Source organism: Synechococcus sp. WH 8109 (assembly GCF_000161795.2).
Taxonomy (GTDB): domain Bacteria; phylum Cyanobacteriota; class Cyanobacteriia; order PCC-6307; family Cyanobiaceae; genus Parasynechococcus.
In genome coordinates this window covers 441,610-455,918 of record NZ_CP006882.1, presented here as the reverse complement: position 1 = coordinate 455,918, position 14,309 = coordinate 441,610, and the positions used below count along the sequence as shown (strand labels likewise).

Genomic DNA, 14,309 nt, shown 5'->3' with positions numbered 1-14,309 from the left:
AATCAGGCGGCGTAATCGAGCGGCCAGGGGGAATCCAGGAATCTCCGGCCGCTTTCGCGGAGATAAAGCCTCTGAGCACCGTCGTTGCTTTCCTGGATCAACTCTTCTTGCACGAGCCGACGCGCCAACCAGGTCCAGCGGTCGTGGCGTCCGGGTTCATGCAGAGCCAGGTGCTCTCCAAGGCGACGCATCTCCGTGCCGTCCTGCTCGGCCAGATGGGCCAGGAGCGTTTCCACCTGAGCTGACCAGTCGCGTCGTTTGGGGGATTCCACGCAGCGATCGCAGCGACCACAGGGACCCACCAACTCGCCTACAGCCAGCAGCAACGCCTGTTCACGGCACATTTCACCCTCAGCGACGGCCTCCATGCGACGCAGCTGCTGCTGTGCCAGGTCTAGGCGGCGACGGTCCTCCAGGGAATTGCTGCCCCGGGTCGAGGCCCGCATGGCCCAGCCTAGGCTGGTGCGATCACCCGGCGAAAACAGCACCTGGCAATGGGCCGGCTTGCCGTCTCTGCCGGCGCGGCCCGATTCCTGCAGATAGCCCTCAGGTGTAGCGGGCAGATCTAGATGAAGCACCAGGCCCACATCGCCACGGTCAACGCCCATGCCGAAGGCCACCGTCGCCACCAGAACGGGCCGCTCGTGCCCAAGAAACAGCTTCAGAGCCTGCTGGCGGGTCTCCGGATCCAGACCGGCGTGATACGGCGTTGCGGCAACCCCTTGATCAGTGAGACGTTCCGCCCACTGATCCACCGAACGACGGGTGCGGGCATAGATCAGCGCAGCACCACGAGACATCTCCAGTGCCTCCAACACTTGCAGCATGGGGTCCCTGGGGCGCCGCTTCATCGTGTAGTGCAGGTTGTCCCGGCGGGCCGAACTCACCTGCACGAGCGGGCGACGCAGATCTAGCAGGCGAATGATGTCGGCCCGCACCCTTGGGGCTGCCGTCGCGCTGAGGGCCAGCATCGGCACTCCCGGGCAGAGGCTGCGGATCTGACCCAGGCGGCGGTAATCGGGGCGGAAGTCATGCCCCCAGGCACTGATGCAATGGGCTTCATCCACCGCCAGGGCCACCAGTCGGCCCTCCCTGGCATGACCTTCCAGCATCAGCCGGGTCTGCTCACCCTGAAGTCGTTCCGGCGCGATGTAGAGAAGACGCAGCGTGGCGTCCTGCAGCTGCTCCAGGGCCTGCTGTCGTCGAGCTTGCTCGAGTCCGGCATGCAGGCAGGCCGCAGCGATTCCCCGTCGCTGCAGGGCCATCACCTGGTCCTCCATCAGCGCCACCAACGGTGAGATCACCACCACCAAGCCCTCGCGCACCAGGGCCGGCAGCTGATAACAGAGCGACTTACCTCCACCGGTGGGCAGCACCGCCAGCGCGTCCCTGCCAGCCAGCACAGCATCCACCACAGGTCGTTGCCCGGGGCGGAAGCCATCCCAGCCGAAGTGGGTCTGCAGTGAACGCTCGAGCGAAGCCAGAACACACCAGATGTGGAGGCTTCACATTATCGAGCACAAGATCTGGTGTCAGGCCAGCGGTGGCGGATCCAATTGATCGGGGGACTCCTCCACCAGCTGGAGCCGCACCCGCTTGCCACCCGCGAGCTCTCCCAACGACACCCGCAAGGTGGCGCCGCTGAGGGTCTGCAGAGCATTCAGCACATCGCGCAGATAGGGCGTGCTGCTTCCGCTTTCAACCCAGAGCCGCTCCTGAAGCCCCCCCAAGCGCCGCCAGGAGGTATGCAGCTTCAGCACAGCCGACTCAAGGGCCTGGGCCTGGCCCACCGCATCGGCCAGCAGACCAAGGGCATCCAGGCGCTGGGCCTCCTGCATAGCGCGGTCCAGGTCCAGTTCCCCCTGCTGGAAAGCCCGCACGGCAACACCCGACTCGGTTGCCTTGGTGATCCAGCGCGCTGTGCTGGTGACGTCCTTGATCCGATCGAGTTCGGGCTCATCTCGGAGCACCTTGCGCAGGTCTTCCTGCTGCAGCTCAGGAAGCTTGGCCAATTCCCGCACCAGAGGGGCCACCGCACGGGGTGGCAGAAGGTTCTCCTGAGTGCGCTGACGAATTTCCTCCGGCAGCAAAGGGCTGGTGGCCGCCGTGAATTCATCTGTGAGGCGGCGCACCTGCTTGCGGGTGATTTCCTGCCCCTCGTTGGCGGCTTCGGAAATCATCAGCTGCACTTCGGGAACCGCCTGAGCGGTTTCCATGAAGGCCCGCTTGGAGAACTGATTGACGCTGCTCTCTTCCAGGGTGCCGTCGCTGAGCATGCTGTCGGCGGATTCCGCCAGTTGAATCAAGCCGTAGGCGCGGGTCTTGCTGATTTCCCGCTCCCGCAGCCACTGCAGAAATCCTGCGCCCCGGGCTTCACCGCCTCGCTTTTCCTTATCCCGCACAGCGCGGAGGATGCGACCGCGCCAGATCTCGGTCTGGAGATCAAAGCGGTCGCAGACGGCCCAGGCCTGTTCCAGCCGAGCCAGAAATTCCATCGTGCTGATGTCGTCCTGCTCCGGGTCCGGCAAATCCAGCTGAAACAGCGACGGATCTGGATCTAGGGCGATGGAACTGGTCAAAGGGACGCCGACGACGAAGGGACGACATTCTGTGACGCAGAGGTCATCACCATCCATTCCACGAGATACGCTCCGATTGCATCTCCTTATGCCTAGCGATGGCGATCACCCGCGGCGCCAAGGTGCGCATCAAGCGTCCTGAGTCCTACTGGTTCAACGAAGTTGGCACCGTTGCCTCCATCGACACCTCGGGAATCCGCTACCCCGTTGTCGTTCGCTTCGAAAAGGTCAACTACAGCGGCCTGCAAGGCGTTGACGGTGGCATCAACACCAACAATTTCGCTGAAGCGGAACTCGAGCCGGCCTGAGGCCGTTGCCTGAACTCCCTGAAGTCGAGACGGTCCGTCGGGGACTGGCGGACCGTCTTGTTGATTTCAAAATTGCCCAAGTTGAAGTCTGCAGATCAAGGGCCATTGCCAGCCCTGGAGGTCCCGAGGCCTTTGTTGCGGGCCTCTGCGGAATGACAGTGGGTCAGTGGCAGCGCAGAGGAAAATATCTGATGGCAGCCCTTGAGCCTGAAGGCGGTGTTTGGGGTGTTCATCTGCGCATGACCGGCCAATTCCAATGGCATGAGCAGCCCTCAGAACCGTGCAAACACACCCGTGTTCGCCTCTGGAACTCGAAAGAGCAGGAGTTGCGCTTTGTGGATGTGCGCAGCTTCGGGGAAATGTGGTGGGTGCCTCCAGGCCAGGCGATTGAAGAGGTGATCACAGGTTTAACGCGACTCGGGCCTGAACCCTTCAGCACCGACTTCTCCGCCAGTTATCTGAAGCAGAAACTCAAGGGCAGCAGCCGACCGATCAAAACAGCGCTGTTGGATCAAGCCCTGGTGGCTGGAGCAGGCAACATCTACGCAGATGAATCCCTTTTCGCATCTGGCATAGCGCCCTACACTCCCGCAGGGCAGCTGGAGCTCAAACAACTAGAGAGGTTGCGGGATGCCCTGGTGAATGTTCTGACCATCAGCATTGGAGCCGGTGGCACCACCTTCAGTGATTTCCGCGATCTCGAGGGGGTGAATGGCAACTACGGCGGCCAGGCCTGGGTCTACCGACGTGGAGGAGACCCCTGCCGCAGCTGTGGAACGCCAATTCAAAGGGAGAAGCTGTCGGGCCGAAGCACCCACTGGTGCCCGACCTGTCAAAGCTGATTGGGCAGCGGAAGCGCAGAGAGAACCTCCCGATAGGGAGGACGAAGAACGCCGAATTCGGTGATGAAACCCGTCACCAGATGAGCCGGAGTGATGTCGAAGGCAGGGTTCCAGGCCTGGGCTCCAGGAGCCGCGACTTCCACTCCACTTACGTGAGTGATCTCCTCTGCATCGCGTTGCTCAATGGTGATCGCATCCCCATCAGCCGTCGCTCGATCAATGCTGCTGGCAGGGGCGCAGACATAAAAGGGGATGCCATGGGCTCGAGCCACGAGTGCCAGGTTGTAAGTGCCGATCTTGTTGGCAAAATCGCCATTGGCAGCAACACGATCACAGCCCACCATCACGGCATCCACCTCACCCCGGCGCATCAGCAATCCACTGGCTCCATCAACAAGCACGGTGCAGGGAACCCCGAGACAACCCAATTCCCAGGCAGAGAGAGCAGCCCCTTGAAAGCGGGGACGCGTTTCATCCAGCCAAGCGTGGCGAAGCAGACCACGGTCATGGGCGGCTGCAATCACCCCGAGGGCGGTTCCAACGCCTCCCGTAGCGATCGCTCCCGTGTGGCAATGATGCAAGACCCGGCTGCCCTGAGCCAACAGGGAAACGCCATGATCCACCAGCCGCTGGGTCAGGAAACGATCCTCATGCTGAAGCGCAGCGGCCACACCTGCGAGCGCTTCAACATCAACCGGAACGGCGGAACCAATGGCAGCCTGCATCCGATTGAGGGCCCAGCCAAGGTTGACGGCGGTTGGCCGTGATGCACGCAGGCCTCGGATGGCAGTGGGGAGGTCATCACCGGAGCGTGCAGCCAGAACAACCCCCCAGGCCGCCGCGATGCCTATCGCGGGTGCACCGCGCACAGCCATGGAGGCAATCGCCTCAGCAACCTCCTGCCATCGGTGCAATTGCATGAAGACCAAAGCACCGGGAAGTTGTCGCTGGTCCAGCAACTCCAGGTGATCACCGCTCCAGCGGCAACTGGGGGGAAGCGTCAATGCACGTGGGCCTCTGTGTCCTGTATAGAAGACGAAGGGATAAGCGGATCGTGAACGCAAACCAAACACAGCGCGAACGATTGACTGAGGTGATGCAAGGCATCCACCGACGCGGCTGGTGCGATGGCACCGGAGGGAACTTCAGCATGGTGCTGCAGCATCAGCCCCTGCAGTTACTCATGGCACCCAGTGGTATGGACAAGGGGCAGGTACCTAGCGATCAGCTGATTGTTGTGGATGGGCAAGGAAAGGTTTTAACGGGCAAGGGAAAAGCCAGTGCCGAAACGGCGCTGCATCTAAGAATTATTGAAGCGACAAAGGCAGGAGCTGTACTGCACACCCATTCCGTCCCCGGAACAGTGTTGTCCCGCCATTACGAAAACACAGGAGGGATTGCCTTGGAGGGCTGGGAAATGCTGAAAGGCCTAGTCGGAATCAACACCCACGCCAGCAGCATCACCATCCCTGTGATCAGCAACAGTCAGTCGATGCATGAGCTGGGCGAGGCCGTCGCACCCTTTTTGGAAACCTCGCCCTGCGGATTTCTCGTGGCCGGGCACGGCCTTTACGCGTGGGGGGCTGACCTGGATGCGAGCAAACGACACCTGGAAATCCTGGAATTTCTCTTGAAGGTGAGATTGACACAAATACAGATTGGAGATCAATTATGAATCAACAACATCTTCTGCTGGACATCGAAGGAACGACATGCCCAGTGAGCTTTGTCAGCGAAGTTTTATTCCCCTTCGCCAAACACGAACTAAGCAATTACATCAAACAACACTGGAACAAGAGCCCTCACAACAAGCCAATCCAAGCGGCCAAGAGGGAATGGCTGGATGACCAATCTCCCGAAAGCAACCAGATGAAACAGCAGGTTTTGAAGGGAGAGATAGAGGAAATAGACGGATTAACTAAATACCTCAAACACTTGATTGCCATCGACAAAAAGTCGACAGCACTCAAAGATCTACAGGGAAGAATCTGGGAAAACGGGTACAACGTCGGAGAGCTCAAATCTCAACTGTTTCCAGAAACTTCTGAATGCCTGCGTGAATGGCACGAGCAAGGATTAACGTTATCCGTCTATTCTTCGGGCAGCATTCAAGCTCAAAAACTGCTTTACAGGCACAGCCCTGCGGGTGACCTTGAAAAACTTTTCAGCCACTGGTTTGACACCCATACGGGCCCTAAAAAATCCACGGAGAGCTACACAACAATCGCTGAGCAGCTCCACAGCTCGCCCAACAAGATTTGGTTTGTGAGTGACAACAGAGCTGAATGCGATTCCGCTCGTTCGGCAGGGATGCACTCTCTCTTCAGCCTTCGCGACGGCAACCCTGACCGTGACCCACGGGATCACACGGTGGTTCAATCACTCCGCGAGGTAAGTGCTCACCTAACAGCAGAACAATAGCCAACAAAAAAGCCACCTCATGATGAGGTGGCTTCTTCGCGGGTGGCGCGATGGTGATTGCTTCAGCAATCAGCACATCATCAACCTATTCAGAGAATGTTTTACCTGGCATCGAGCTATTTTCTCAGGGGGCTACCCCCCAAATATCGTCGCCGCTGATGCGTTTCACAACCGAGTTCGGGATGGATCGGAGTGGGACCACACCGCCATGGACACCAGGATAGATAAACATTCTCAAGGGGTGAACCCTGAGAACTGCATAGGATCTGCAGCTAACGCTGCACGTCTGAATCAAACAAAGAAATTAGTCTTCAGGCAAGAACCAAAATGTTGGTCAAGCCCTCGGTCTATTAGTACTCCTCCGCTGCATCCATTACTGGACTTCCACGTAGAGCCTATCAACGGGTGTTCTTCCCGTGACCTTACTGGGTTACCCCATGGGAACACTCATCTTGAGGTGGGCTTCCCACTTAGATGCTTTCAGCGGTTATCCACTCCGCACATGGCTACCCAGCGTTTACCGTTGGCACGATAACTGGTACACCAGAGGTGCGTTCCTCCCGGTCCTCTCGTACTAGGGAGAAATCCTCTCAATGTTCCTGCGCGTACACCGGATATGGACCGAACTGTCTCACGACGTTCTGAACCCAGCTCGCGTACCGCTTTAATGGGCGAACAGCCCAACCCTTGGGACCGACTTCAGCCCCAGGTTGCGATGAGCCGACATCGAGGTGCCAAACCTCCCCGTCGATGTGAACTCTTGGGGGAGATCAGCCTGTTATCCCTAGAGTAACTTTTATCCGTTGAGCGACGGCCCTTCCACTCAGAACCGTCGGATCACTAAAACCGACTTTCGTCCCTGTTCGACTTGTAGGTCTCACAGTCAAGCTTCCTTCTGCTTTTGCACTCGTCAGCTGATTTCCAACCAGCCTGAGGAAACCTTTGTGCGCCTCCGTTACCTTTTAGGAGGCGACCGCCCCAGTCAAACTGCCCACCTGATACTGTCCGCTCCCCGGATAACGGGTGAACGTTAGAACCCTAGCTCTGAAAGAGTGGTATCTCACCAGTGACTAACTCATACCCGCAAGCATGAGATCAACGTCTCCCACCTATCCTGCGCATTCAGAGCCCGGGCACAATACCAAGCTACAGTAAAGCTTCATAGGGTCTTTCTGTCCAGGTGTACGTAGTCCGCATCTTCACAGACAATTCTATTTCGCCGAGCCTCTCTCCGAGACAGCGCCCTGATCGTTACGCCTTTCGTGCGGGTCGGAACTTACCCGACAAGGAATTTCGCTACCTTAGGACCGTTATAGTTACGGCCGCCGTTCACCGGGGCTTCAGTCGCCAGCTTCGCTTACGCTGACCGGCTTCCTTAACCTTCCCGCACTGGGCAGCGTCAGCCCCCATACATCGTCTTGCGACTTAGCGGAGACCTGTGTTTTTGGTAACAGTCGCCAGGGCCTCTTCACTGCGACCACCTTGCGGTGGCACCCCTTCTCCCGAAGTTACGGGGCCATTTTGCCGAGTTCCTTAGAGAGAGTTACCTCGCGCACCTCGGTATTCTCTACCACCCCACCTGTGTCGGTTTCGGGTACTGGCAGTCATGCCTTAACGGGTATAGAGCTTTTCTTGGAAGCTTGACGTCACCAACTTCGCTGCCGTAGCAGCTCGTACTCACGCCTCAGCTCGGAACGTTTTCACCGCTCCTCAACGCCTCGAACGCTTGAACCAGTAACCAACATCTGGCTTGGCTAGCCTTCTCCGTCCCTCTTCCCAAAACATGACCGGTACAGGAATGTTGACCTGTTATCCATCGACTACGCCTTTCGGCCTCGCCTTAGGTCCAGACTAACCCTCCGCGGACGAGCCTGCCGGAGGAACCCTTAGGGTTTCGGTGCATGGGATTCTCACCCATGTTTTCGCTACTCAAGCCGACATTCTCACTTCTATGCAGTCCACGCCCGCTCACGCTAACGCTTCGCCCCACATAGAACGCTCCCCTACCATAAAAATCCGCAGCTTCGGTACAACACTTAGCCCCGTTCATTTTCGGCGCAGGATCGCTCGACCAGTGAGCTATTACGCACTCCTTTGAGGATGGCTGCTTCTAGGCAAACCTCCTGGTTGTCTATGCAATCCCACCTCCTTTATCACTTAGTGTTGATTTGGGGACCTTAGCTGGCGGTCTGGGCTGTTTCCCTCTCGACCATGGAGCTTATCCCCCACAGTCTGACTGCCTCGCTACACACAGGGTATTCAGAGTTCATCTCGATTTGGTACCGCTCTCGCAGCCCGCACCGAAATGGTGGCTTTACCCCCCTGCTGGAGCACGAGACGCTACGCCTCAACGTATTTCGGGGAGAACCAGCTAGCTCCGGGTTCGATTGGCATTTCACCCCTAACCACAGCTCATCCGCTGACTTTTCAACGTCAGTCGGTTCGGACCTCCACTTGGTATCACCCAAGCTTCATCCTGGCCATGGTTAGATCACCCGGGTTCGGGTCTATAAACACTGACAAACGCCCTATTCAGACTCGCTTTCGCTATGGCTCCACCATTTCCGGTTTAACCCGCCAGTGCCTATAAGTCGCCGGCTCATTCTTCAACAGGCACACGGTCACCCTATAAGTAGGGCTCCCATTGCTTGTAGGCTCACGGTTTCATGTTCTATTTCACTCCCCTCCCGGGGTTCTTTTCACCTTTCCCTCGCGGTACTGTTTCGCTATCGGTCACACAGTAGTACTTAGCCTTACGAGGTGGTCCTCGCGGATTCACACGGAATTTCACGTGCTCCGTGCTACTCGGGATACAGCTAGCTCAGTTCAGTTTTCGGTTACGGGGCTTTCACCCTCTGTGGCGTGCCATTCAAGCACTTCTCCTAACATTCCTGATACACGTTGCTGTCCCACAACCCCGATACTCGAAAGTATCGGTTTAGGCTCTTCCCCGTTCGCTCGCCGCTACTTAGGGAGTCGTTTTTACTTTCCTTTCCTCCAGCTACTAAGATGTTTCAGTTCGCTGGGTTGGCTCGTGCCAGCCTATGGATTCAGCTGGCCGTATTAAGGGTTGCCCCATTCGGAAATTCTCGGATCAAAGCGTGCTTCCAGCTCCCCGAGACTTATCGCAGGTAACCACGTCCTTCATCGCCTCTGTGTGCCAAGGTATCCGCCGTGAGCCCTTTGTAGCTTGACCAATTAACCTCCTGAACGCTTACCGCCGTTGAAAGCAGATTCTCAAGTTTTTATTGCTAAAAACAAGATCAAACTCTGATTCGCTCGACACGAATCAAAGAACATTCAAGAGTCTCGGCTCTTGCTCAAAAGAATTTTCATTGTTCTAGATCCAATCTCCCTTTCAGAAGATCAGATTCAAAACAATGCATCTGTAAGATGCTTTGTTTTTTCCAGACTCACCTATGCAGTTGTCAAGGTTCTGCTAGAACTTCAAATCAAATCATCAATTTCTTGATTATTTGATCCGAGCCCAGCATCTTATCAACCAAATTCAAGGCTTTAACCTAAAACTTGGAATGACAGGAAGCTGGGGTCATCCAGCGGACACATCTAAATCACACTCCAATCGAGCTCAACTCCAAAAGAATTGGAGATGGGAATCAAGTTCGGTCAGTGGAGGTTAGGAGACTCGAACTCCTGACATCCTGCTTGCAAAGCAGGCGCTCTACCAACTGAGCTAAACCCCCAACACCGAATGGGCCATCCTGGACTTGAACCAGGGACCTCACCCTTATCAGGGGTGCGCTCTAACCACCTGAGCTAATGGCCCAGGAGTCTCATCCCTTTTGGGGTGTGACCTAGACAAAGTTTAGGAACTGAAAATCTCCATTAAGCAATCAACATTTCTGCTGATTCTTAACTTCAAAGCTGAGGTACCGATCGACCTAAGGTGACAGGATTTCGGCCTAAGAATAAAAACACTCAGGCATCAAAATCATTGTGTTGTCTCCCTGTTAGGAGGTGATCCATCCGCACCTTCCGGTACGGATACCTTGTTACGACTTCACCCCAGTCATCAGCCCCACCTTCGACGTCCTCCTCCACAAGGGTTGGAGTAACGGCTTCGGGCGTGGCCAACTTCCATGGTGTGACGGGCGGTGTGTACAAGGCCCGGGAACGTATTCACCGCAGTATGCTGACCTGCGATTACTAGCGATTCCGCCTTCACGTAGGCGAGTTGCAGCCTACGATCTGAACTGAGCCACGGTTTATGGGATTTGCTTGTCCTCGCGAACTTGCAGCCCTTTGTCCGTAGCATTGTAGTACGTGTGTAGCCCAGGATGTAAGGGGCATGATGACTTGACGTCATCCACACCTTCCTCCGGTTTATCACCGGCAGTCTCTCTAGAGTGCCCAACTAAATGCTGGCAACTAAAGACGTGGGTTGCGCTCGTTGCGGGACTTAACCCAACATCTCACGACACGAGCTGACGACAGCCATGCACCACCTGTCACTGCGTTCCCGAAGGCACTCTCCTGTTTCCAAGAGATTCGCAGGATGTCAAACCCTGGTAAGGTTCTTCGCGTTGCATCGAATTAAACCACATACTCCACCGCTTGTGCGGGCCCCCGTCAATTCCTTTGAGTTTCACACTTGCGTGCGTACTCCCCAGGCGGAACACTTAACGCGTTGGCTACGACACCGAGGGGGTCGATTCCCCCGACACCTAGTGTTCATCGTTTACGGCCAGGACTACAGGGGTATCTAATCCCTTTCGCTCCCCTGGCTTTCGTCCATGAGCGTCAGTGATGGCCCAGCAGAGCGCCTTCGCCACTGGTGTTCTTCCCGATATCTACGCATTTCACCGCTACACCGGGAATTCCCTCTGCCCCTACCACACTCAAGCCCAACAGTTTCCACTGCCATGATGGAGTTAAGCTCCACTTTTTAACAGCAGACTTGAAGGGCCGCCTGCGGACGCTTTACGCCCAATAATTCCGGATAACGCTTGCCACTCCCGTATTACCGCGGCTGCTGGCACGGAATTAGCCGTGGCTTATTCATCAAGTACCGTCAGATCTTCTTCCTTGATAAAAGAGGTTTACAGCCCAGAGGCCTTCATCCCTCACGCGGCGTTGCTCCGTCAGGCTTTCGCCCATTGCGGAAAATTCCCCACTGCTGCCTCCCGTAGGAGTCTGGGCCGTGTCTCAGTCCCAGTGTGGCTGATCATCCTCTCAGACCAGCTACTGATCGATGCCTTGGTGAGCCATTACCTACACCAACTAGCTAATCAGACGCGAGCTCATCCTCAGGCGAAATTCATTTCACCTCGCGGCATATGGGGTATTAGCAGCCGTTTCCAGCTGTTGTCCCCCTCCTGAGGGCAGATTCTCACGCGTTACTCACCCGTCCGCCACTAACCCGAAGGTTCGTTCGACTTGCATGTGTTAAGCACGCCGCCAGCGTTCATCCTGAGCCAGGATCAAACTCTCCGTTGTAGATCATTTCCTCTTAGAAACTTTCGCTTCCTCAAAATGATTTGCGTCACCCATCGCTCAGTGAAAACTGGCAACAGTTGAGGCCTCCTTTCGCTGACACAAAAGGGTTCTTAAGAGTGCATCTCTAGATTTCTCTGTCAATGACTTTCCGGGATCTCAGATCCGGTTGTTGCTCCACAATTCGCACACCGACAACAAGAGAGTTCGTGAAAACTCTCCCGTTGCAGCGAATTGCTTCAGCGCAACGAAATTTTTTGACGGGACCTCACACCTTCATCGCTCTTTCATTCAGCTCCTCACCTCACCTCTCGGTTCGGCTCAGAACTAAACGCGATGAAAGCGTCAGTTCCTAAACTTTTCAATTGTCCAGGTGCGACCAAACTTTTCCTCACTCCCTCTCAGGAGATCGGTTGGTTGGTCAGCGCGGCCTCTCGCGACCGCTTGAAGAACTTACAACACCGTGGGATCGCTCCCTCTTGGTCTCGTAAGTCGCCTCAGACACATCAAGACTTTCGCCTCAAGCGCTTCGGCTTGCGCAACAGCCTCTCGGCTCCCGCGCAAGACAAAACCATAACACCACATCCCCCGCTGTCGCAATGGGCAAGCCCCCTGAAGATCTGAAGGGTTGCTTCCACTGGCGAAACCCATTGCCAGAACTACGTTTCAGTTGGAGGTCACCGAGATGCCAACGCGTTTCACCGAACAAAGCCAGCGTTTCCGCCCCAACTCAAACGAAGAGCAGGTGCTGCAAAAAGCACGGGAACACTTCGAAGCCACGCTGATTGGCGTACAGGGGGAACTCGCCGGCAGCGTTGCCGCAATGGAACATCGCCGCGCTGACGACGCCCTCAACTACGGCGAGATCTTCCTGCGGGACAACGTTCCCGTGATGATCTACCTGATGCTGGAAGGCCGCTTCGCCATCGTGAAGCAGTTTTTGAGCGTCAGCCTTCAGCTCCAAAGCACCAACGTTCAAACCCGCGGTGTCTTCCCCACCAGCTTTGTGGAGGAAGACGGAGAACTGGTTGCGGACTATGGCCAACGCTCAATCGGTCGCATCACCTCAGTGGATGCAAGCCTCTGGTGGCCGATTCTCTGCTGGATCTACGTCAAACGCAGTGGGGACATCGACTTCGGTCGCAGTCCGGAAGTGCAACGCGGTTTGCAACTGCTGCTCGATCTCGTTCTTCACCCCAGCTTCGAAGGCACACCGGTGCTGTTCGTTCCCGACTGCGCATTCATGATCGATCGCCCCATGGACGTGTGGGGCGCTCCACTGGAAGTGGAGGTGCTGCTCTTCGCAGCACTGCGCAGCTGCGTTGGGCTAATGGAACTCTGCCAACGACACGAGAACAGCGTTCTTCTGGAGGAACGGTTACGGCTGAGCCGGCAATGGACCCATGACTTGCGGCAGTTCCTGCTGAAGCACTACTGGGTGACCAGCAAAACGATGCAAGTGCTTCGGCGACGGCCTACAGAGCAGTACGGCGCAAACCAGCACCACAACGAATTCAACGTTCAACCCCAGGTCATACCCGACTGGTTGCAGGACTGGCTCGAGAACCGTGGCGGTTACATGATCGGGAACATGCGGACCGGACGACCGGATTTCCGCTTCTACTCCTTAGGAAATTCCCTGGCATCGCTGTTCGGGTTGCTGACCGCGCCACAGCAACGGGCCCTGTTCCGACTGGTGCTGCACAATCGTGACCACCTCATGGCCCAGATGCCGATGCGCATCTGTCATCCCCCCATGGAGGACGTGGAATGGGAGAACAAAACGGGCTCCGACCCCAAGAACTGGCCCTGGAGTTATCACAACGGTGGCCACTGGCCGAGCCTGCTCTGGTTTTTTGGAGCGTCCATCCTTCTGCACGAACGGCTGAATCCCCAGGCCGATGTATTGCTGATGGGGCAAATGAAAACACTGTTGGACGAGTGCTACTGGAGCCATCTCAACCAACTGCCCCGTCAGCAGTGGGCTGAATATTTCGATGGCCCCACAGGAACCTGGGTTGGACAGCAATCACGCACGTATCAGACCTGGACCATCGTTGGTTTTCTGCTGATGCACCACTTTCTCCACGTCAACCCAGACGACGTGCTGATGCTCAACCTCGACGAATCGATGGGTCACTGACGAACCCCCGAAGCCATCACAAAAAAACCCCGACTCGACGAGCCGGGGTCCATGAGCTGAGCTAAAACAATTGATTAGAACAGTCCCAGAGTGAGGGACTTATCGATCGGGAGTGCTGCACCAATACCGAGGTAGATGGTGACAAGGGTTCCTGTCAGGAAGACAGTCATAGCCACCGGACGGCGGAAAGGATTCTGAAATTTGTTGAAGCTTTCGATGAAAGGAACAAGCATCAGACCCAGGGGAACCAGGGTTTGCAGAGCAATACCCAGAAGCTTGTTGGGAACAACCCGCAGAATCTGGAACACGGGATAGAGGTACCACTCAGGAAGAATTTCCAGAGGGGTGGCGAAGGGATCAGCCTTGTCGGCGAGCATCGCTGGATCCAGCACGGCCAGACCAACCACACAAGCGATGGTGCCGAGAATCACCACCGGAAAGATGTAGAGGAGATCGTTGGGCCAGGCAGGCTCGCCGTAATAGTTGTGGCCCATGCCTTTGGCGAGCTTGGCCCGCATCTTGGGATCGGAGAGATCAGGCTTCTTAAGAATGTGCATCGTTT

The 14,309-nt window shown here is 56.4% G+C and carries 9 protein-coding genes, 2 tRNA genes and 3 rRNA genes; 5 read left to right on the top strand and 9 right to left on the bottom strand.

From position 1 onward, the window contains the following. Positions 1-2 precede the first annotated feature (2 nt). Entirely contained in the window at positions 3-1,463 is a 1,461-nt protein-coding gene (locus Syncc8109_RS02355; RefSeq protein WP_071823041.1) for an ATP-dependent DNA helicase RecQ, read from the bottom strand. 69 nt (positions 1,464-1,532) lie between these two features. Beyond that, entirely contained in the window at positions 1,533-2,636 is a 1,104-nt protein-coding gene (locus Syncc8109_RS02350; RefSeq protein WP_006851843.1) for a hypothetical protein, read from the bottom strand. A gap of 41 nt (positions 2,637-2,677) precedes the next feature. Here Syncc8109_RS02350 and Syncc8109_RS02345 point away from each other — a divergent pair, with 41 nt between their 5' ends. Then, the gene (locus Syncc8109_RS02345) at positions 2,678-2,887 is read left to right on the top strand and encodes a photosystem I reaction center subunit IV (protein WP_006851563.1); all 210 of its coding nucleotides are present in this window, start codon (positions 2,678-2,680) and stop codon (positions 2,885-2,887) included. Positions 2,888-2,892: 5 nt separating this feature from the next. Then, a complete protein-coding gene (locus Syncc8109_RS02340) occupies positions 2,893-3,729 on the top strand; it encodes a DNA-formamidopyrimidine glycosylase (RefSeq protein WP_006851219.1) in 837 nt (278 codons plus the stop codon). On the opposite strand, the gene mtnA is transcribed toward Syncc8109_RS02340, so the two are convergent. Continuing rightward, positions 3,720-4,733 (bottom strand): S-methyl-5-thioribose-1-phosphate isomerase, encoded by a 1,014-nt coding sequence (mtnA, locus tag Syncc8109_RS02335; RefSeq protein ID WP_006851103.1) that lies wholly within the window; start codon positions 4,731-4,733, stop codon positions 3,720-3,722. The genes Syncc8109_RS02340 and mtnA overlap by 10 nt on opposite strands. Here mtnA and mtnB point away from each other — a divergent pair. Continuing rightward, positions 4,733-5,404 carry a methylthioribulose 1-phosphate dehydratase gene (gene mtnB / locus Syncc8109_RS02330; protein ID WP_006851955.1) on the top strand — a complete coding sequence of 224 codons (672 nt, stop codon included), beginning with the start codon at positions 4,733-4,735 and terminating at the stop codon, positions 5,402-5,404. The two genes, mtnA and mtnB, sit on opposite strands and share 1 nt — an antisense overlap. After that, entirely contained in the window at positions 5,401-6,150 is a 750-nt protein-coding gene (gene mtnC, locus Syncc8109_RS02325; protein ID WP_006851973.1) for an acireductone synthase, read from the top strand. Before mtnB ends, mtnC begins: the two co-directional genes overlap by 4 nt. A 103-nt stretch (positions 6,151-6,253) precedes the next feature. On the opposite strand, the gene rrf is transcribed toward mtnC, so the two are convergent. From rrf to Syncc8109_RS02300, 5 genes are all read right to left on the bottom strand, one after another. Next, positions 6,254-6,370, bottom strand: a 5S ribosomal RNA gene (gene rrf, locus Syncc8109_RS02320). A 110-nt stretch (positions 6,371-6,480) separates the two neighbouring features. After that, a 23S ribosomal RNA gene (locus tag Syncc8109_RS02315) occupies positions 6,481-9,346 on the bottom strand. A 435-nt stretch (positions 9,347-9,781) separates the two neighbouring features. Continuing rightward, positions 9,782-9,854, bottom strand: a tRNA-Ala gene (locus Syncc8109_RS02310). Positions 9,855-9,863: 9 nt separating this feature from the next. After that, positions 9,864-9,937 (bottom strand) — tRNA-Ile (locus tag Syncc8109_RS02305). 184 nt (positions 9,938-10,121) lie between these two features. After that, positions 10,122-11,607: ribosomal RNA gene (locus tag Syncc8109_RS02300) — 16S ribosomal RNA — on the bottom strand. Together the 16S, 23S and 5S rRNA genes with 2 tRNA genes alongside form the textbook arrangement of a ribosomal RNA operon. Positions 11,608-12,289: 682 nt before the next feature. Here Syncc8109_RS02300 and Syncc8109_RS02295 point away from each other — a divergent pair. Then, positions 12,290-13,747: a glycoside hydrolase 100 family protein gene (locus tag Syncc8109_RS02295; RefSeq protein ID WP_025362095.1), complete on the top strand. Its 1,458-nt coding sequence runs from the start codon at positions 12,290-12,292 to the stop codon at positions 13,745-13,747. Between the two features lie 74 nt (positions 13,748-13,821). Here the strand turns inward: Syncc8109_RS02295 and petD are convergent, their stop codons facing one another. Continuing rightward, positions 13,822-14,304 carry a cytochrome b6-f complex subunit IV gene (gene petD / locus Syncc8109_RS02290; RefSeq protein WP_006851144.1) on the bottom strand — a complete coding sequence of 161 codons (483 nt, stop codon included), beginning with the start codon at positions 14,302-14,304 and terminating at the stop codon, positions 13,822-13,824. Positions 14,305-14,309: the final 5 nt, after the last annotated feature.